15 protein-coding genes are annotated in these 17,682 nt (G+C 66.6%); 7 read left to right on the plus strand and 8 right to left on the minus strand.

Annotated elements, in window-relative coordinates; all coding sequences use genetic code 11:
- The first annotated feature begins 235 nt into the window (after nucleotides 1–235).
- The 4 genes from ACIQ67_RS12845 (at nucleotide 236) to ACIQ67_RS12860 (ending at nucleotide 4,491) form a co-directional block, all read left to right on the plus strand.
- Nucleotides 236–1,912 carry a long-chain-fatty-acid--CoA ligase gene (locus tag ACIQ67_RS12845; RefSeq protein ID WP_397534765.1) on the plus strand — a complete coding sequence of 559 codons (1,677 nt, stop codon included), beginning with the start codon at nucleotides 236–238 and terminating at the stop codon, nucleotides 1,910–1,912.
- A gap of 67 nt (nucleotides 1,913–1,979) precedes the next feature.
- Entirely contained in the window at nucleotides 1,980–2,501 is a 522-nt protein-coding gene (locus tag ACIQ67_RS12850; RefSeq protein WP_397534766.1) for a hypothetical protein, read from the plus strand.
- Between the two features lie 86 nt (nucleotides 2,502–2,587).
- Nucleotides 2,588–3,325, plus strand: a complete 738-nt coding sequence (locus ACIQ67_RS12855) for a 16S rRNA (uracil(1498)-N(3))-methyltransferase (protein WP_397534767.1) — start codon at nucleotides 2,588–2,590, stop codon at nucleotides 3,323–3,325.
- Nucleotides 3,322–4,491: an MFS transporter gene (locus ACIQ67_RS12860; protein ID WP_397534768.1), complete on the plus strand. Its 1,170-nt coding sequence runs from the start codon at nucleotides 3,322–3,324 to the stop codon at nucleotides 4,489–4,491. Before ACIQ67_RS12855 ends, ACIQ67_RS12860 begins: the two co-directional genes overlap by 4 nt.
- A gap of 18 nt (nucleotides 4,492–4,509) precedes the next feature.
- On the opposite strand, the gene ACIQ67_RS12865 is transcribed toward ACIQ67_RS12860, so the two are convergent.
- The 7 genes from ACIQ67_RS12865 to argS form a co-directional block, all read right to left on the minus strand.
- Entirely contained in the window at nucleotides 4,510–5,754 is a 1,245-nt protein-coding gene (locus tag ACIQ67_RS12865) for a class I SAM-dependent RNA methyltransferase (protein ID WP_397534769.1), read from the minus strand.
- Nucleotides 5,755–5,870: 116 nt separating this feature from the next.
- Nucleotides 5,871–7,385 (minus strand): RNA polymerase factor sigma-54, encoded by a 1,515-nt coding sequence (locus ACIQ67_RS12870; protein ID WP_397534770.1) that lies wholly within the window; start codon nucleotides 7,383–7,385, stop codon nucleotides 5,871–5,873.
- A 16-nt stretch (nucleotides 7,386–7,401) separates the two neighbouring features.
- Nucleotides 7,402–8,190, minus strand: coding sequence for an LPS export ABC transporter ATP-binding protein (lptB, locus tag ACIQ67_RS12875; RefSeq protein WP_397534771.1), 789 nt, complete (start codon nucleotides 8,188–8,190; stop codon nucleotides 7,402–7,404).
- A complete protein-coding gene (gene lptA, locus ACIQ67_RS12880) occupies nucleotides 8,187–8,819 on the minus strand; it encodes a lipopolysaccharide transport periplasmic protein LptA (protein WP_397534772.1) in 633 nt (210 codons plus the stop codon). The genes lptB and lptA overlap by 4 nt, the downstream gene beginning before the upstream one ends.
- A 46-nt stretch (nucleotides 8,820–8,865) precedes the next feature.
- On the minus strand, nucleotides 8,866–9,540 hold the full coding sequence (locus ACIQ67_RS12885) for a thiol:disulfide interchange protein DsbA/DsbL (RefSeq protein ID WP_397534773.1): 675 nt from the start codon (nucleotides 9,538–9,540) through the stop codon (nucleotides 8,866–8,868).
- A gap of 141 nt (nucleotides 9,541–9,681) precedes the next feature.
- Nucleotides 9,682–10,371, minus strand: coding sequence for an SPOR domain-containing protein (locus ACIQ67_RS12890; RefSeq protein ID WP_397534774.1), 690 nt, complete (start codon nucleotides 10,369–10,371; stop codon nucleotides 9,682–9,684).
- Entirely contained in the window at nucleotides 10,368–12,074 is a 1,707-nt protein-coding gene (gene argS, locus ACIQ67_RS12895) for an arginine--tRNA ligase (RefSeq protein WP_397534775.1), read from the minus strand. Before argS ends, ACIQ67_RS12890 begins: the two co-directional genes overlap by 4 nt.
- Nucleotides 12,075–12,109: 35 nt before the next feature.
- On the opposite strand from argS, the gene ACIQ67_RS12900 reads away from it, so the two are divergent.
- Both ACIQ67_RS12900 and ACIQ67_RS12905 read left to right on the plus strand, forming a co-directional pair.
- Nucleotides 12,110–13,474 carry a serine/threonine-protein kinase gene (locus ACIQ67_RS12900; RefSeq protein WP_397534776.1) on the plus strand — a complete coding sequence of 455 codons (1,365 nt, stop codon included), beginning with the start codon at nucleotides 12,110–12,112 and terminating at the stop codon, nucleotides 13,472–13,474.
- Between the two features lie 102 nt (nucleotides 13,475–13,576).
- On the plus strand, nucleotides 13,577–13,972 hold the full coding sequence (locus tag ACIQ67_RS12905) for a hypothetical protein (protein ID WP_397534777.1): 396 nt from the start codon (nucleotides 13,577–13,579) through the stop codon (nucleotides 13,970–13,972).
- A 49-nt stretch (nucleotides 13,973–14,021) separates the two neighbouring features.
- Here the strand turns inward: ACIQ67_RS12905 and ACIQ67_RS12910 are convergent, their stop codons facing one another.
- Nucleotides 14,022–14,951, minus strand: coding sequence for a LysR family transcriptional regulator (locus ACIQ67_RS12910; RefSeq protein WP_397534778.1), 930 nt, complete (start codon nucleotides 14,949–14,951; stop codon nucleotides 14,022–14,024).
- 181 nt (nucleotides 14,952–15,132) lie between these two features.
- Here ACIQ67_RS12910 and ACIQ67_RS12915 point away from each other — a divergent pair, with 181 nt between their 5' ends.
- Complete coding sequence (locus ACIQ67_RS12915; protein WP_397534779.1) at nucleotides 15,133–17,325, plus strand: malate synthase G; 2,193 nt, start codon at nucleotides 15,133–15,135, stop codon at nucleotides 17,323–17,325.
- Nucleotides 17,326–17,682: the final 357 nt, after the last annotated feature.

A 17,682-nucleotide genomic window follows, 5' to 3' on the forward strand; every position in this document is an offset into this window, starting at 1 on the left:
GGTAGCCCTTCCAGCAGCCCAGCGCCTGCAGTGTCTTGTGATCCAGCATCCCGTCCTCCTGCCTTTGCCGTTGTCGGCATCAGCATAAGGATCGGCCCCAGCCTTCCCCGGAATTCTTCGAAGAACCTTTTTTTTCGGGGTTCTTGGCGCCAAGCTCTAGAAATCGCTATCGAATCCCCTAGGCGGATCAGTCCCCCGCATCAGGGACAATGCCCGGCTCAAATCGGAGACAAAGATGGAGAAGACCTGGCTCAAGCATTACCCCGCGGGCGTGCCTGCGGAGATCAACGCCGAGCTCTACCCCTCACTCGTGGACCTGATGGAGAGTGCCTTCAGGAAGTATCCCGAGCGTGCTGCCTACAAGATGATGGGCTCGAGCATGAGCTTCGGCCAGCTCGACGAGGCCTCGCGCGCGCTGGCCGCGTACTTCCAGAATCTGGGTCTCGAGAAGGGCGACCGTGTCGCCATCATGATGCCCAACGCGCTGCAGTACCCGATTGCCGTGGCGGCCATCCTGCGTGCCGGCATGGTGGTGGTGAACGTCAATCCGCTTTACACGCCGCGCGAGCTGGAGCACCAACTGAAGGACTCGGGCGCCAAGGCCATCGTGATCCTGGAGACCAGTGCTGCCACGCTGCAGGCCTGCCTGGCGCAGGTGCCGACCAAGCATGTGGTGCTAGCCTCGCTGGGCGAGATGATGGGCTTCCCCAAGGGCCTGATCGTCAACTATGTGGTGCGCAAGGTTAAGCGCCTGGTGCCGCCTTTCGAGCTGCCGGGCGCCGTCAGCTTCAAGGATGCGCTGGCCAAGGGCCGCGGCCTGAGCTACACCGCGCCCAAGGTCGGTCCCAACGACATCGCGGTGCTGCAGTACACCGGCGGCACCACCGGCGTGTCCAAGGGTGCCGTGCTGCTGCATCGCAATCTGGTGGCCAACACGCTGCAGGCCGAAGCCTGGTACCAGCCGGCCCTGAAGAAGATCCCGCAGAGCGAGCAGCTGATGAGCGTCTGCGCGCTGCCTCTGTATCACATCTTCGGTTTCACCACGAACATGATGCTGTCCATGCACCTGGGCGGCTGCAACATCCTGATCACGAATCCGCGCGACCTGCCGAGCGTGTTCAAGGAACTGTCCAAGCATCGCTTCCACAGCCTGCCGGCGGTCAACACGCTGTTCCTGGCGATGGCCAACCATCCGCAGTTCAATACGGTGGACTGGAGCGGCCTGGTGATCTCGGTCGGCGGCGGCATGGCGGTGCAGCAAGCCACGGCCAAGCTGTGGCTGGAGAAGACCGGCTGCCCGATCGTCGAGGGTTACGGCCTGTCCGAGACCTCGCCGGTGGCGAGCTGCAATCCGACCGACAGCACCACCTACAGCGGCACCATCGGCATGCCGATGCCCAGCACCGAGCTGTGCCTGCTGGATGACGAAGGCCGCGAAGTCACGACCTTGGGCGCCACCGGCGAGATCGCGATCCGCGGTCCGCAGGTGATGGCCGGCTACTGGCAGCGTCCGGACGAGACCGCCAAGGTGATGACTGCGGACGGCTACTTCCGTACCGGCGACATCGGCATCGTCGACGAGCGCGGTTACTTCAAGATCGTCGACCGCAAGAAAGACATGATCCTGGTCAGCGGCTTCAACGTCTATCCGAACGAAGTCGAGGATGTGCTGACCCAGATGCCGGATGTGCTGGAGTGCGCGGCGGTGGGCGTGGCCGACGACAAGGCTGGTGAAGCGGTGAAGGTGGTGATCGTCAAGCGCAACCCCGAACTGACCGAGGCCGCGGTGCGTGCCTTCTGCGAAGCCAATCTGACCGGCTACAAGCGCCCCAAGATCGTTGAGTTCCGCACCGAGTTGCCCAAGACGCCCGTTGGCAAAGTGCTGCGGCGTGAACTACGCGACAAGAAATAGGACCGCGTTCCGCCTGCAAAGGCTGGGAGGGGCCTAGAGTCGGCCTGCATCCGGAGGGAGACAAGCGATGCTGGACCAGGCTTACCAGAAGACCGAAGCTGGCCGCGCCGAGATCAAGGCGCGCGCCCTGCCGCTGTCGCGCAGTGCGCGCAATCTCTTGCTGGTGATCGATGGCAGCAAGCCAGCGCGGCAGTGGTTGAGCCTGGTGCAGGGTGTGGGCGAGGCTGATCTGGCCTATCTGCTCGAGCAGGGGCTGATCGGCGCCTCTGCTGCGGTGCCGGCCCGGGCTGCAGCAGCGCCGGCTGCCGTGGTGCCTGCTGCCCCGGAAAGCGACAAGACCCAGCGGCGGCTCGCCGCCTTCGGTGAGTCGCCCGCGATGGGCTATGAACAGCTCTACGCCTACCTGAATGCCCATGGCGCAAAGTCTCTCGGCGCGATGAAGCGCTATATGTTCTCGCTGGAGATCGAGCAATGCCAGAACCTGCCCGATCTGCAGGATCTCGCCCTCAGCCTGGTCGAACGCGTGGCGCAGACCAAGGGCGAGGAGGTCGCGAACGAGTTGCGCCAGGCCGTCGGCATCCGCAGCTGAAGCCGGTCACCGATGCCGGCCGGCATGCCGGGCTGGCACACTCCTGTCCCTGGACCATTCCGCTGCCGCCTTTTCTTCTGCTTCTCATGCCCCCGCGCTTCTTTGTCGATCAAACGCTGGCCCAGCCCGGCGAGCTCAGCCTGCCGCCTGCGGCGGCGCGCCATGTCCAGGTGCTGCGCCTGCAGCCTGGCAGCGCCATCACGCTGTTCGATGGTCAGGGGGGCGAATGGCAGGCCGAGGTGCTGGCGATGGGGCGCAGCGAGGTGCGCGTGCACCTGCAGACGCAGCAACCGGTTCAGCGCGAGCTGTCGCACGCGGTGACGCTGGCCTTGGCCATGCCCGCAAATGACCGAATGGATGCGCTGGTCGAGAAGGCCACCGAGCTGGGCGTGCATGCCATCCAGCCGCTGATGAGCGAGCGCTCGGTGCTGCGCCTGAATGCTGAACGTGCCGAGAAGAAAGTGGCGCATTGGCGCGGCGTGGCAATAGCCGCCTGCGAACAGAGCGGCCGCACCCAGGTGCCGGAGATTGCTCCGGTGCAGACGCTGGCGGCCTGGCTGGCCGCTTTGCCGGCAGCCGAGGCAGGGCAGCGCCGCTGGCTGTTGAGCCCGACCGCCGCCCAGCCGCTGGCGCGTTTGGCCGCGATGGCGGCGACGCGCACGCTGGTGCTCAGCGGCCCGGAAGGCGGACTCAGTCCGGCTGAGGAGCAGGCGGCCGTCAGCCGCGGCTTTCTTGCAGCCCAGCTCGGGCCGCGCATCCTGCGCGCCGACACGGCACCGGTGGCGGTGCTGTCCTGGTTGGCGCTGCAGGAGCTGGCAGGATGAACCCCCAGCTGCTGCTGCTGACCGCCTGCCAGGGCCTCTTTCTCACCAACAACGTCTGCTTCATCGCCATCAACGGCCTGGTCGGCCTGGCCTTGGCGCCGCAGGCCTGGATGGCGACTCTGCCGGTATGCGGCTATGTGGCGGGTGGCGCGCTGTTTGCGCCACTGGTGGCCAGGCATCAGCGCCAATGGGGACGGCGCCGCGCCTTCCAGTTCGGCCTGCTGACGGCGATGGGCGCCTGTGCGCTGGCCGCCTGGGCCGTCAGCCAGCGGCAGTTCGGACTGCTGGTGCTGGCCACCGTGCTGGCCGGCTACTACAACGCCAATGCGGGGCTCTACCGATTTGCGGCGGTCGAGCTGGTGCCCGCGGAGATGAAGGAAAAGGCCATTTCCTGGGTGCTGGCCGGCGGCATCCTCGGTGCGGTGGCAGGACCCAACCTGGCCAGCGCCAGCAAGCAGTGGCTGGCCGAGCCCTTCGCGGGCGCCTATCTGGCCTTGATCGGCGTGGCGCTGGCTTCATTGGCGCTGGTGTCGCTGATCCGCTTCCCGGCCTTGCCGCAGGCGGCGCCCGGTGCGCCGGCCGGCCGCAGCGTGCGTGAGCTGGCGCGCCAGCCGACCTTCGTCGTCGCCATCATGGCGGCGGCGCTGGGCTACGGCGTGATGAACCTGCTGATGGCGGCGACACCGATCGCGATGGCGCAGTGCGCGCATCCCTTCGACAGCGCCGCCTTGGTGCTGGAGTGGCATGTGCTGGGCATGTTCGTGCCCAGCTTCTTCACCGGCAGCCTGATCAAGCGCTTCGGCGCGCTGCCGGTGATGGGCGTGGGCGTGCTGTTGAACCTGGCCTGTGTGCTGATCGCGATGTCGGGCGTGGACCTGATGCACTTTATCGCGGCGCTGCTGGTGCTGGGCGTGGGCTGGAACTTCCTGTTCATCGGCGGCACCACGCTGTTCACCCAGACCTACCGGCCCGAAGAGCGCACCAGCGCCCAGGCGGCGATGGACTTCTGCATCTACGCCACCATGACGGTGACCTCGTTCAGCTCGGGCGCACTGGTCACCACCGGCGGCTGGACCTGGATGAATGTCGGCAGCCTGCTGCCGCTGGCGGCCACCGGGCTGGCCCTGCTGTGGCTGGCGAGCCGGCGCCGGACTGAGCCCGCCTGAGCGGGCCTGGAGCTGGGGTCAGGTCTTGCGCGCCGAGCCGGCCACCAGATCGAAGCGGAACATGCGGCACTCGATCGGGCCATTCCACATCGGGATGCGGCGCGATTCCTTGAGGCGCATCTTGCTGGGCAGCTTCATGTCTGGACACAGCATCCAGGCGGTCCAGCCGGCGGCGCTCTGCGTGTAGGCGCGCTTCCAGTGTGCGGCCAGGCGGGGAAAAAATTCGTCTGTCGTGTCGCGCTGCTCCGAGCCGCTGGACTCGCGCACTGCCGCGGCCTTGCCGCGCACCTCGATGCGCTCGCCGTACGGCGGGTTCAGCATCAGCGTGCCGGGCATGCCGTCGGGCAGGCTGGGGGCGGGGCGCTCCAGCGCATCGCCGCCGTTGAACTGGATGTACTGCGCCACGCCGGCGCGTTCGGCATTGCGGCGCGCGAAGTCGACCATGCGGAAGGCCACATCGCTGCAGTAGATCGGCACCGCCGGCGCATGCACGCGCGCCTTGGCGGCGTCCTTGAGCTGCTGCCATTGCGGGCGCAGCGACTGGAAAGGCAGCAGGCGCTCGAAGGCGAAGCGGCGCTGTATGCCCGGCGCGATGCCGCAGGCGATCTGCGCGGCCTCGACCGCGATGGTGCCGGAGCCGCAGCAGGGGTCGTGCAGCGCGCCACCTGCCTCGGGCGTGCCCTTCCAGCCGGCCGCGGCCAGCATCGCGGCGGCCAGGGTCTCCTTCAGCGGCGCGTCGCCCTTGTCCTCGCGCCAGCCGCGCTTGAACAGCGGCTCGCCCGAGCTGTCGACATAGAGCGTGGCGTACTCGGCGCCCAGGTGCAGCACCACCGGAAGATCCGGGTAACGGGTGTCGACGCTGGGCCGCTCGCCGCTAGCCTCGCGCAGCGCGTCGCAGATCGCGTCCTTGACGCGCAGCGTGGCGAAGTTGATCGAGCGCAGCGGCGAGCGCTGCGCAGTGGTGTCAACGCGTATCGTGTTGGCGGCGCTGATCCACTGCGTCCAGTCAACCTTGCGTGCCAGCGAGTAGATGTGGTCCTCGCTGCCATAGGGGCCGCTGACCAGTTCAATCAGCACGCGCTGCGCCAGCCGGCTCTCCAGATTGAGCCGCATCACGCCCGTGGCGTCGCTTTTGACCGCCACGCCGCCGCGCAGTGCTTCGACGCGCGTGCCGGGCAGGATGGCGCGCACCTCCTCTTCCAGCCAGGGTTCGACGCCGGCAGGGCAGGAGAGAAAAAGGTCGAGGAGGTCGGAGCGGGACATGGCAGGCTGGGCGGTCAACAAGGGCCTATTGTCCCCTGGCGAGCCGCCCGCTGCGTCAGACCGGCATAGGCTTCACCGTTCGCGCTGAACGCGAGGCGGCTGAGCCGGGCGTGGAATCAGAGGCTCTTGCGCAGATTGGCTGGCGCAATCTTGAGCGCCTCGCGGTACTTGGCAACGGTGCGCCTCGCCACCTGGATGCCCTGTTCTTCGAGCATCTGGGCCAGGGTGCTGTCCGACAGCGGTTTGGCCGGGTCCTCGGCGCTGACGAACTGCTTGATCAGCGCCCGCACGGCCGTGCTCGACGCATTGCCGCCAGCCTCGGTCGACAGGCCTGAGCCGAAGAAGAACTTCAGCTCGAAGGTGCCAAAGCGCGTGGCCATGTACTTGGCGGTGGTGACGCGCGAGATGGTCGATTCGTGCAGACCCAGCTCGTCGGCGATCTCGCGAAGCACCAGCGGCTTCATCGCCAACTCGCCATGCGTGAAGAAGCCTTTCTGGCGTTCGACGATGGCTTGCGAGACACGCAAGATGGTGTCGAAGCGCTGCTGGATGTTCTTGATGAACCAGCGCGCCTCCTGCAGCTGCGTGCCCAGCGGCGAGTTGCTGATGCCGCCGCGCGTGGCGCGCAGTGCCTGGGCGTAGAGCTCGTTGATACGCAGCTTGGGCGCCACCTCGGGGTTGAGCATCACGCGGAAATCGCGCCCCACCTTTTGCACGATCACATCCGGAATCACGGCCTGGGCCTGGCCGCGCGCGAACGGCCGTCCGGGCTTAGGTTCCAGGCTGGCGATCAGCGCCTGCGCTTCGCGCAGCAGTGCTTCGTCGGCGCCTGTCAGCGACATCAGCCGCTTGAGGTCGCGCTTGGCCAGCAGCTCCAGATACTGCTTGCAGATCAGGATCGCCACCACCTGGACCTGGCTGCGCGGCAGGGCGCGCAACTGCAGCGTCAGGCATTCCGCCAGGTCGTGCGCCCCCACACCCACCGGATCCATGCTCTGCAGCCACTTCAGCGCACAGCGCAGATGGTCCAGCAGTTCTTCGCGCTGCTCAGGCTCGGACTCGGCGCCGGCCAGCGCTTCGGTCAGCTCTTCGAGGCTGTCTTCGAGGTAGCCATCCTCGTTGAGCGACTCGATCAGCACATGCAGTGCCGCCTTGTCTTCATCGCTGAGCGTCATGCCGGCGAGCTGCTGGTAGAGATGCTCCTGCAGGCTGATTTCGGCGGACTCTTGGTCCTGGCGCTCGCCGTCCTCGTCGCTGCCGCTGCCCGAGCTGTTGCCGGGCAGTTCGCGGATGCCGTCGAAGTCGTCGCGCTCGGTGCCGTTCTCCCAGTCCTCGCGCTCGGTGGTGCCGAAGTCCTCGGCCTGGATTTCCGGGGTGGTCTCGGCTTCACCACCCGAGGGGCTGTCGCCGGCATCGCCTTCCGTGGCCTTGCTGCGCGGCAGTTCCGGCGCTTCGGGCATCGGCACATCGCCGTAGTCTTCGTCAGCCTCCAGCAGCGGGTTCTGCGCCAGCATCTGCTCGACTTCCTGGTTCAGCTCCAAGGTCGAGAGCTGAAGCAGCCGGATTGATTGCTGCAACTGCGGCGTGAGTGCCAGATGCTGGCTGAGGCGAACCTGCAGTGACTGTTTCATGGCCGGGTCACTGGCATCACATCCGGAAGTGTTCGCCGAGGTAGACCTTGCGTACGTCAGGGTTCTCGACGATTTCCAGCGGCGTGCCCTCGGCCAGCACGGCGCCCTCGCTGATGATGTAGGCGCGGTCGCAGATGCCCAGGGTCTCGCGCACGTTGTGATCGGTGATCAGCACGCCGATGCCGCGGCTCTTCAGAAAGCGGATGATGCGCTGGATCTCCAGCACCGCAATCGGATCGACACCTGCGAAAGGCTCGTCCAGCAGGATGAAGCGCGGCTGCGTGGCCAGCGCCCGGGCGATCTCGACGCGGCGGCGCTCGCCGCCCGAGAGTGCGGGTGCCGGGCTGTCGCGCAGCTTCTCGATGCTGAGATCAGCCAGCAGGCCTTCGAGCATTTCCTGGATGCGCTGGGGCGGCAGCGGGCGGCCCTTGTCATCCTGCTGAAGTTCCAGCACCGCGCGGATGTTCTGCTCCACCGTCAGCTTGCGGAAGATCGAGGCTTCCTGCGGCAGATAGGACAGGCCCAGGCGCGAGCGCTTGTGGATGGGCAGGCGCTGCACCGGCTGGCCGTCGATGCGGATCTCGCCGGCATCGGCGCGCACCAGGCCGACGATCATGTAGAAACTGGTGGTCTTGCCGGCGCCGTTGGGGCCGAGCAGGCCGACCACTTCGCCGCTGTGCACGTCCAGGTGCACGTCCTTGACGACCTTGCGCACCCCATAGCTTTTCTGCAGGCCGTCAGCTTCCAGACGACTGACAGGGCCCGTTTCCAGCGTCGGGCGATGGGACTGCGCGCTGACCGTCATGAGGGATTGCGTGGCACAGGCGGCACGGCCTGCAGCGGCACCGCTGACGCAGGTGCCGACGGCTCGGTGGCACTGCGCGGCATGATGGTCATGCGCACACTGCCGCGCGGATTCGGTGACGCCTGGCCGCCTTCGATCGACAGCCGTTCGCTGCGGTTCTCATAGACCAGCAAGGCGCCGGAAACTTCCCGCAGCACGGTGGTGCCGCGCATCTGCCGCACCGTGGCTGCGCCGATGAAACGCACCGTGTCGCTGCGGCTGTCGTACTCAAGCTGGCCGGCGACGCCCTCGATGCTCTCGCCAGGCACATCGCGCGCCTGCCGGAAGCTGACCGGCTGGCCCGCCTTGCCCACGGCCGACGCCAGGATGTAGCCGTCGCGAGTTTCACGCAGGGACAAGGTCTCGGCGCGAAGCAACATCGAGCCCTTACTCAAGATCACATCACCGTTGAACTCGGTGTGCTGCTTGACGGCGTCATAGACGCCGCCCTTCTCGGAAACGATGTTCAGCGCCTTGTCGCGATCCGCCTTCTCGGCCTGCGCCTGCTCAGGCAGGCCCGCTGCGGCCAGCAAAGCCAAGGCGAGCGCTGCGGACAGCTGGCGAAAGGGCGAGGCGAGGGGCTTGGGCATGGTGGCACAGTTCTTGCGGACCATTCTAGCCCCGCACAGGCCGGGCTCAGCCCTTGCCCGAGCGAATTTGCTGAATCAGGTAATCCGTCACCGCCAGGGCACGCACGCCGGATTCCACTTCGCTCACGCGCACGCCGCCGGTGGACAGCGAGGGAGAGGTCAGGAAGCGGCCGCCGATGCCGATGGCCGGCACGCCGTCGACTCGGAAGGACTCGACCAGCTTGTCGGCCTGCTGGCACTTGGTCTGCACGCCGAAGGAGTTGTAGGCCTGCTCGAACTTGGCGGCATCTACGCCCAGGGGCGTCAGGAAGGCCGTCATTGCCTTGACGCTGTCGAGGCTGCGGTTCTCCATGTGCATGGCGCTGAACACGCGTGCGCGCAGTTCCTTTTCCTTGCCCAGGGCGTCCAGCGCGTAGAACAGGCGCTGATGCAGCTTGACCTGGCCGCGGAAACCCACATGCGCGTGGCGGAAGCTGACATCGGCGGGCAAACGCTTGATCCAGTCGTTCAGCACCGGCTCGAAGGCGTGGCAGTGCGGGCAGCCGTACCAGAAGAACTCGACGATCTCGATCTTGCCCGCTGCGGTGGGCAGCGGCTGCGACAGGCGTTGGTAGTGGCGGCCTTCGACCGGGCCACCTTGCGCCAGGCTCAGTCCGGGCATGCCCAGCGCCAGAGTGCTGGCGCCCAGACCCAGAGCGGAGGAGAAATCGCGACGCTTCATCCTGAATTCCTTGTTTTGACTGTGCTTGAAGCCGTTGGGGCCGGCATGGCCCTTTGGCTGCATGCTAAACGCAGCGGCTTGACTTTGTGCGTACAGGGGATCAGCCCATGGCCGGCAGGCATGCCGGCTCAAGGCATGTGGTCAGCGCTGGACGCGCGCCAGATTGGCCTCGATGCCGGCGCCTTCCAGCTTGCGCTGCAGGGCCTCGGCCTCCTCGCGGTTGTCCAGCGGCCCCATGCGCACACGGTGCACGGTGCGACCTGCTTGTTCGCGCTCGTAGACCTTGGCCACGAAGCCCTGGATCGCCAGCTTGGCGCGCTGAGCCTCGGCGTCCTCGGCCTTCACATACGCACCGGCTTGCACGAAGTAGACGTAGGGGTCAGCTGCAGCCGGCGCCGTGGCGGCTTTGCTGTCGCCCTTGGGCTCGGCTTTGGCGGCCGAGGCGGCAGGGGCCTTGCCTGTTGGGGCTTGTGCGGCCGAAGCTGCCGCGGTGACGGCGGGCGCAGGTGCCGGCGCTGCGGCGCTGGCTGGCGTGGCCGGCGCGGGTGCCGGGGCTCCGCTGACCACGCCACTGGCCGCCTTGCTGCCCTTACCAGCCAAACCGGCGTTCGGGTCCCAGTTGCGGTTGCGCTCGGCTTCCGCCGCGTCCTGCTCGGCGCTGCGCTGCGGCACCTTGTCGATGAAGGGGATGGGCACCTTGGTGACGTAGAGCGCCACGCCCAGCGCCAGGCCCAGGCCCAGCAGCAGGCCGACGATCAGGCCGAGTACGAATCCGCCGCGCTGCCCGCCGCGTTGTCCGCTGCGCTGTTGTGTGCCCTCGCCTTTGCTCATGGGTTCTCCGTCGTTTCGCGTGCCATCGCTTCCGGTGCGCTGACACCCAGCACTGCCAGGGCATTGCCCAGCACCTGCCGCGTCGCGGCCAGCAGGGCCATGCGCGCGCGGGTCAGGGCGTCGTCATCGGTCAGGAAGCGTTCGGCCGCATAGTAGCTGTGGAAGGCGGCGGCGAGGTCGCGCAGGTAGAAAGTTACATCGTGCGGCGCGAGGCCTTCGGCTGCGCCGCCGAGCATGCGCGGGTAGTCGGCCAGCTTGAGCATCAGCGCCGTCTCGGCCGGTGCATTCAGCAGCGCCAGCTCGGCGCCCGGCAGGTCGGCCTCGACGCCGCCGTTGGCCGCCCACTGGCGGATCACCGAGCAGATGCGCGCATGCGCGTACTGCACGTAAAACACCGGGTTCTCGTCGTTCTGCTGCAGCGCCAGATCGATGTCGAAGGTGAATTCGGTATCAGCCTTGCGGCTGATGAGGAAGAAGCGCACCGCATCGCGGCTGGTCCAGTCGATCAGGTCGCGTGCCGTTACATAGGAGCCGGCGCGCTTGGAGAGCTTGACCTCCTCGCCGCCCTTCATCACCAGCACCATCTTGTGCAACACGTAGTCCGGGAAGCCCTGCGGGATGCCGACATCTGCGGCCTGCAGGCCGGCGCGCACGCGCGCGATCGTGCCGTGGTGGTCGGTGCCCTGGATGTTCACGCACTTGGTGAAGCCGCGCTCGAATTTGTTGATGTGATAGGCGACGTCGGGCACGAAGTAGGTGTACGTGCAGTCGGACTTGCGCATCACGCGGTCCTTGTCGTCACCGTAGTCGGTGGAGCGCAGCCACAGCGCGCCGTCCTGCTCGTAGGTCTTGCCGTTGGCGATCAGCTTGGCGACGGTCGCCTCCACGCGGCCCGTGCTGTAGAGGCTGGATTCGAGGAAGTAGTGGTCGAACTTCAGGCCGAAAGCCTGCAGGTCCAGGTCCTGCTCATGGCGCAGATAGGCCACCGCGAACTGGCGGATGCCGTCGAGGTCGTCGATATCGCCGGAGGCGGTGAACTCGCGGTCATCGGCCTTGACGGTTTCTTTGCGCAAAAAGGCGTCGGCGATGTCTTGGATGTAGTCGCCGTTGTAGGCCGACTCGGGCCAGCCCGCGTCACCGGGCTTGAGGCCCTTCAGGCGGCACTGCGTCGAATTGGCCAGGGTGGCAATCTGGACGCCGGCGTCGTTGTAATAGAACTCGCGCGTGACATCCCAGCCCTGGGTGGCGAACAGGCTGCAGATCGAGTCGCCCAGCGCGGCCTGGCGGGCGTGGCCCAGGTGCAGCGGGCCGGTCGGGTTGGCCGAGACGAACTCGACCATGACATGCTGACCGTTGGCGGTCTGGCTGCCGAAGGCGGCGCCGGCTTCCAGCACCTCCTTGACCACGGCCTGCTTGGCGGCGGCTTTGAGGCGGATGTTGATGAAGCCGGGGCCGGCGATTTCCAGGCTGTCGACCCAGGTCTGGAAGGCCGCGCGGCGCTGCAGTGCCTCGATCAGGCCTTGAGCCAGCTCGCGCGGGTTCTTCTTCAGGGGGCGCGCCAGTTGCATCGCGGCAGTGCAGGCAAAGTCACCGTGACTGGCTTGCTTGGGGGACTCGAAAGCGGCGGCCAGATCGGCGCCGGGGCTCAGTTCTTGGATGGCCTCGCCCAGGGCGGCGAGCAAATCCTGCTTGGCTTGAATCATGCTGCGATTCTACGGGGCTCAGTATGATGGGGCCCATGTCCGCCATCGCGCCAGGCACGCCTGAGCCAGCCGCCTCCGACCTGCCGAAATTCATCGGCAAGTACCGCGTGCTGCGCCGCCTGGGCGAGGGCGCGACCAGCGATGTGTTTCTGGGGCGCGACGATTTCCACGACGTGGAGGTGGCCATCAAGCGCGTGCGGGCCTGGGCACTGAGCAGCCGTGGAGGCCCGGGTGATCAGTTCCCCTTCCGGTTCTACGCGGCAGAGGCGGCGCTGGCCGGGCGCTTCCAGCATCCCAACGTGGTACAGATCCTGGATGCGGTGCCGGACGAGATGGCGCCCTATCTGGTGATGGAGTACGTGCCGGGCGTGACGCTCAAGCACTTCTGCCGCAGCGACCGCCTGCTGCCGCTGGACCAGATCGTCGAGCTGGGCTTCAAGTGCGCGATGGCGCTGTCCTATGTGTTCCGCCAGGGCCTGATCCATCGCGACGTCAAACCGGCCAATCTGCTGGCTGTGCTCGACGCGCAAGGCGTGGTGACGGATGTGAAGATCAGCGACTTCGGCAGTGCGCTGAACCTCAACTCGGACTCCACCCAGGTACACCGCGTCGGTTCGTTGGCCTATATGCCGCCGGAGCAGATCGAGGGCGGCGATGTCGACAGCCGCGCGGACATCTATGCGCTGGGCGCCGTGCTCTATCACCTGGTGGCGGGGCGCCCGCCCTTTGATGCGCCCAATCAGATGGCGCTGATGCACCAGATCTACCACCAGGCGCCGACCTCCCTGCAGGGGCTGCGCAGCGGCGTGACGCCCGAGCTGGATGCGGTGATCCTGCGCGCGCTGGCCAAGCATCCGGGGGAGCGCTACGCCGACTGGGAGGCCTTTGCCAAGGCGCTTTCCGAGCTCGTGTCGCGCCAGCTGGTGCCGCTGGCGCGCCTGTACGAGGTCAAGGACTCCGAGCGCTTCAACATGCTGCGCGAACTGGAGTTCTTCGCCGACTTCGGTGATGTCGAACTGTGGGAGGTGGTGCACCGCGCGCGCTGGCGACGCTTTCCGCTCGAACACGCGCTCTACAAGAAGGGCCAGGAGGGCAGCACCTTCCACATCATTGCCCAGGGCGAGGTGGAGGTGTTCCGCGACGGCGCCAAAGTCGCGACGCTGGGCCAGGGCACTTCGGTGGGCGAGATGGCCTATCTGGCGCCGAACCCGGAGCTGCGGCGCCACAGCACCGACATCAAGGTCAGCGAGATCTGCACGACCATCTCCTTTACGCCCGAGTCGCTGGGGCTGCTCAGCCCGGAATGCCAGCACCGCTTCGACCGCGCCTTCATCCAGGTCCTGGTGCGCCGCCTGCATGCGGCGCATGAGCAACTTTCGCATCCACGCCGAATCATGTAATCGCGGCGGCATCCGGCTGCGTTAGGCTGCCGTCAGGACCTGCGTGATGGCAAGTCCTGATCCTCCCCCCTTACTCGATCATCCACCTGGAGCTTCCCGACCATGCTGAAGAATCGCCTGTCCGTCCTGCTGGCCTGTCTGACTCTCGCGGCTTTCAATGCCCATGCTGCCGATGCCGCCCAGGCCTGCGAAGCCAAGGCGGCTGAGAAGAAGCTGTCCGGCGCTGCCAAGACCAGCTTCACCAAGAAATGCGTGGCTGATGCGGGGGGCTCGGATGCTGCGGCTGCCTGCGATGCCAAGGCCGCCGAGAAGAAGCTCGCCGGTGCGGCCAAGACCAGTTTCACGAAGAAGTGTGTGGCGGATGCCGGCGGCGCTGCATCGGCTCCCGCGCCCACGGCCGAAGCCAGCTGCGAAGCCAAGGCGTCCGAGAAGAAACTCGCTGGCGCCGCCAAGACCAGCTTCACCAAGAAGTGCGTGGCCGACGCGGCTGCGAAGTAAAAGAGCCAGTGCTACCGGATCGACAGGGCGGCATGCCGCCCTGTTGCGCTCAGCCCGGGCTGTCCTTGGCCATCGCGCGTGCCCAGTAGTCCGGGTTCGCGTAATTGAGCTTCAGGAAGTCGATCCACAGCCGCACGCGCAGCGGCAGATGCTTGCGTTGCGGCACCAGCGCGAAGATGCCGTTGGGCGGAGCGGAGAAGCTTTCAAGCAGCGCTTGCAGGCGCCCGGCTTCGATGTCGGCCTCCACCTCCCAGATGCTGCGCCAGGCAACGCCCAGGCCGGCGACGCACCAGTCGTGCAAGACCTGGCCGTCGCTGCAGTCCAGCCGCCCGACCGGCCGCCAGTGCATCAGCTCGCCGTCGACCAAGAAGGCCCAGCCCCGGCTCTGGCTGGCTTCGGAACTGAGGCCCAGACATTGGTGGCGGGCCAGTTCGCTAGGGTGCTTGGGCACGCCGGCACGCTTCAAGTAAGCCGGTGCCGCGACGCACAGGCGGCGGTTGTCGGCCAGGCGCATGCTGACCAGGCTGGAATCGACCAGATCGCCGACCCGCACCGCGCAGTCGAAGCCTTCGTTGACGATGTCCACCACCCGGTCACTCAGGTTGAGTGACAGGCTCAGGTCCTGATGCAGGGCCAGAAATTCGGGCACCAGCGGTGCGACGTGGCGGCGGCCGAAGCCGGCCGGTGCTGTGACGCGCAGATGACCGCTGGCCTTGACGCCACCGGCGCTGACGCCCGCTTCGGCATCGGCGATTTCCACCAGCAGGCGCTGGCAACTCTCCAGGAAGGAGCTGCCCTCATGCGTCAGCGTGATGCGTCGCGTGGTGCGCACCAGCAGCTTGACGCCCAGGCGCTCTTCCAGCGCGTCGATGCGCCGCCCCATCACGGCTGGGGCCACGCCCTCCAGCTGTGCAGCGGCAGTCAGGCTGCCCTTGGTGGCGACGGCGACGAAGGATTCGATCTGTTTGAGGCGATCCATGGCGCGAATAATTGCGTGCCCAGACCTGGAAAGCAACCGAATTCGGTGGTGATTTGTGCAAAAACATCAGGGATTCAATGCGTTTAGGCCACTGAATCGAAGCCCCAGCCTGACGTAGATTCAGTATCAAGGGCCCTTGGCGGCCACCATTTTTTGTTCATCCAAGTCGAGGCACACGATCATGTCCGCACGCACCACTTGCCACCGTCTCCAGGTCGCCACTCCGCTTTACCGCTTCATCGAGGAGCAGGTGCTGCCCGGCACCGGCATCAGCAGCGCCAGCTTCTGGGCCGGCTTCGATGCGATCGCCCATGATCTGGCGCCCAAGAACCTGGCCTTGCTGGCCGAGCGCGACCGCCTGCAGGCCGAGCTGGACCAGTGGCACAGCGCCCACCCCGGCCCGATCCAGGACATGCCGGCCTACCGCGCTTTCCTGGAGCGCATCGGCTATCTCGTGCCCATGCCGGCCCAGGTGCAGGCGACGACCGCCAAGGTCGATGCCGAGCTGGCGCTGCAGGCCGGCCCGCAGCTGGTGGTGCCGATCCTGAACGCCCGCTACGCGCTGAACGCCGCCAACGCGCGCTGGGGCTCGCTTTATGACGCGCTCTATGGCACCGATGCGATTCCCGAGACCGACGGCGCTGAGAAGGGCAAGGGCTACAACCCGGTGCGCGGCGCCAAGGTGATTGCCTATGCCCGCCAGGTGCTGGACCAGGCTGCGCCGCTGGCCGGCGCTTCGCACAAGGATGCCGCCGGCTACCGGGTCGAGAACGGCCGTCTGGTGGTGAGCCTGATTGGCGGCGCCAGCACCGGCCTGGCCGATGCGGCCCAGTTCGTCGGCTATCAGGGCAATGCCAGCGCGCCGAGCTCGGTGCTGCTGGTCCACAACGGCCTGCATCTGGACATCCAGATCGATCGCGGCACCGCCATTGGCAAGAGCGATGCGGCCGGCGTCAGCGATCTGATCGTCGAGTCGGCGCTGTCCACCATCCTGGACCTGGAAGACTCGGTCGCCGCGGTCGATGCCGAGGACAAGCTGCTGGCCTACAGCAACTGGCTGGGTATCCAGCTGGGCACGCTGACCGAGGAAGTCAGCAAGGGCGGCAAGAGCTTCACCCGCAGTCTCAACCCGGACCGCCGCTACACCTCAGCGAACGGCAACGGCGAGGTCGTGCTGCATGGCCGCTCACTGATGTTCGTGCGCAATGTCGGCCACCTGATGACGAACCCGGCCATCCTGCTGGAGGCCGGCCGCGAGATCCCCGAGGGCATCATGGATGCCGTCATCACCACCACCATCGCGCTGCATGACTTGCAGCGCCACGGCAAGAACGGCCTTTGCAACTCGCGCAAGGGCTCGGTCTACATCGTCAAGCCCAAGATGCACGGCCCGGCCGAGGTGGCGTTTGCTGCCGAGCTGTTCAGCCGCGTCGAGCAGATGCTGGGTCTGCCAGACAGCACCGTGAAGCTGGGCATCATGGACGAGGAGCGCCGCACCAGCGTCAACCTCAAGGCCTGCATCGCCGCCGCCGCCAGTCGCGTGGCCTTCATCAACACCGGCTTCCTGGACCGCACCGGCGATGAGATGCACACCGCAATGCTGGCCGGCCCGATGCTGCGCAAGGGCGATATGAAGGCGAGCGCCTGGATCCAGGCCTACGAGCGCGCCAATGTGCTGACCGGCCTGTCTTGCGGCCTGCGCGGCCGTGCCCAGATCGGCAAGGGCATGTGGGCCATGCCGGACCTGATGGCAGCGATGCTGGAGCAGAAGATCGGCCACCCCAAGGCCGGCGCCAACACCGCCTGGGTGCCGTCGCCGACCGCCGCCACGCTGCATGCGCTGCACTACCACCAGGTCAGCGTCGCGGCCGTCCAGCAGGAGCTGGAGAAGATCGACGCCGATGCCGAGCGCCATGACATCCTGAACAGGCTCTTGAGCATCCCCGTGGTCGCCAAGGCCGAGTGGAGCGCCGCCGAGCGCCAGCAGGAGCTGGACAACAATGTGCAGGGCATCCTGGGCTATGTGGTGCGCTGGATCGACCAGGGCGTGGGCTGCTCCAAGGTACCCGACATCCACAATGTCGGCTTGATGGAGGACCGCGCCACGTTGCGCATCTCCAGCCAGCACATCGCCAACTGGCTGCACCACGGCGTGGTGAGCGAAGCGCAGGTGCGCGAGACCTTTGCCCGCATGGCCAAGGTGGTGGACGAGCAGAACGCCGGCGATGCGCTCTACAAGAGCCTGGCTGCGAACCCCAGCGGTGCCGCCTTCCAGGCCGCGCTGGATCTGGTGTTCAAGGGCAAGGAGCAGCCTAGCGGCTACACCGAGCCGCTGCTGCACGCCTGGCGCCTGAAGGTCAAAGCAGGCGCCTGAGAACAGGCGGCGGGGCGCTGCAAACGGCGCCCGTTGCCCTGCGCGTCCAGGGCGGGCTGCCGCTTGTGCCCGCCCGCTCTGTCCGAGCCAGTCGCGCATTGTTGCTGCGCGGCCACGAAATCACCCGTAACTGAAGGGTCGCGATTGTGACGAGGCTGTGAATTTTCGCCTCTGGCATCGGGCCTGACCCTATGACTTTTGGCCTAAGCCCTTGTTTTTTAAGGTGTTGTTGAGGGGCGCCTTGCAGACTTGGGCGATCGCGTCTGGCCCTGCGTCTTGAGGCTAGGTGGAAGCCCGGCATGGCTGATGGTCGCTGTCTCAGCAGAATGACTGTGCTTTTCGATTTGCTCGCCATCC

The organism is Roseateles sp., from assembly GCF_044373315.1.
Classification (GTDB): Bacteria; Pseudomonadota; Gammaproteobacteria; order Burkholderiales; family Burkholderiaceae_C; genus JACDQM01.

What these genes read in the sequence shown, in the direction of transcription:
- ACIQ67_RS12845 (WP_397534765.1), top strand. Translation starts at nt 236, where the DNA reads ATGGAGAAGACCTGGCTCAAGCATTACCCCGCGGGCGTGCCTGCGGAG.
- ACIQ67_RS12850 (WP_397534766.1), top strand. Translation starts at nt 1,980, where the DNA reads ATGCTGGACCAGGCTTACCAGAAGACCGAAGCTGGCCGCGCCGAGATC.
- ACIQ67_RS12855 (WP_397534767.1), top strand. Translation starts at nt 2,588, where the DNA reads ATGCCCCCGCGCTTCTTTGTCGATCAAACGCTGGCCCAGCCCGGCGAG.
- ACIQ67_RS12860 (WP_397534768.1), top strand. Translation starts at nt 3,322, where the DNA reads ATGAACCCCCAGCTGCTGCTGCTGACCGCCTGCCAGGGCCTCTTTCTC.
- ACIQ67_RS12865 (WP_397534769.1), bottom strand. Translation starts at nt 5,754, where the DNA reads ATGTCCCGCTCCGACCTCCTCGACCTTTTTCTCTCCTGCCCTGCCGGC.
- ACIQ67_RS12870 (WP_397534770.1), bottom strand. Translation starts at nt 7,385, where the DNA reads ATGAAACAGTCACTGCAGGTTCGCCTCAGCCAGCATCTGGCACTCACG.
- lptB (WP_397534771.1), bottom strand. Translation starts at nt 8,190, where the DNA reads ATGACGGTCAGCGCGCAGTCCCATCGCCCGACGCTGGAAACGGGCCCT.
- lptA (WP_397534772.1), bottom strand. Translation starts at nt 8,819, where the DNA reads ATGCCCAAGCCCCTCGCCTCGCCCTTTCGCCAGCTGTCCGCAGCGCTC.
- ACIQ67_RS12885 (WP_397534773.1), bottom strand. Translation starts at nt 9,540, where the DNA reads ATGAAGCGTCGCGATTTCTCCTCCGCTCTGGGTCTGGGCGCCAGCACT.
- ACIQ67_RS12890 (WP_397534774.1), bottom strand. Translation starts at nt 10,371, where the DNA reads ATGAGCAAAGGCGAGGGCACACAACAGCGCAGCGGACAACGCGGCGGG.
- argS (WP_397534775.1), bottom strand. Translation starts at nt 12,074, where the DNA reads ATGATTCAAGCCAAGCAGGATTTGCTCGCCGCCCTGGGCGAGGCCATC.
- ACIQ67_RS12900 (WP_397534776.1), top strand. Translation starts at nt 12,110, where the DNA reads ATGTCCGCCATCGCGCCAGGCACGCCTGAGCCAGCCGCCTCCGACCTG.
- ACIQ67_RS12905 (WP_397534777.1), top strand. Translation starts at nt 13,577, where the DNA reads ATGCTGAAGAATCGCCTGTCCGTCCTGCTGGCCTGTCTGACTCTCGCG.
- ACIQ67_RS12910 (WP_397534778.1), bottom strand. Translation starts at nt 14,951, where the DNA reads ATGGATCGCCTCAAACAGATCGAATCCTTCGTCGCCGTCGCCACCAAG.
- ACIQ67_RS12915 (WP_397534779.1), top strand. Translation starts at nt 15,133, where the DNA reads ATGTCCGCACGCACCACTTGCCACCGTCTCCAGGTCGCCACTCCGCTT.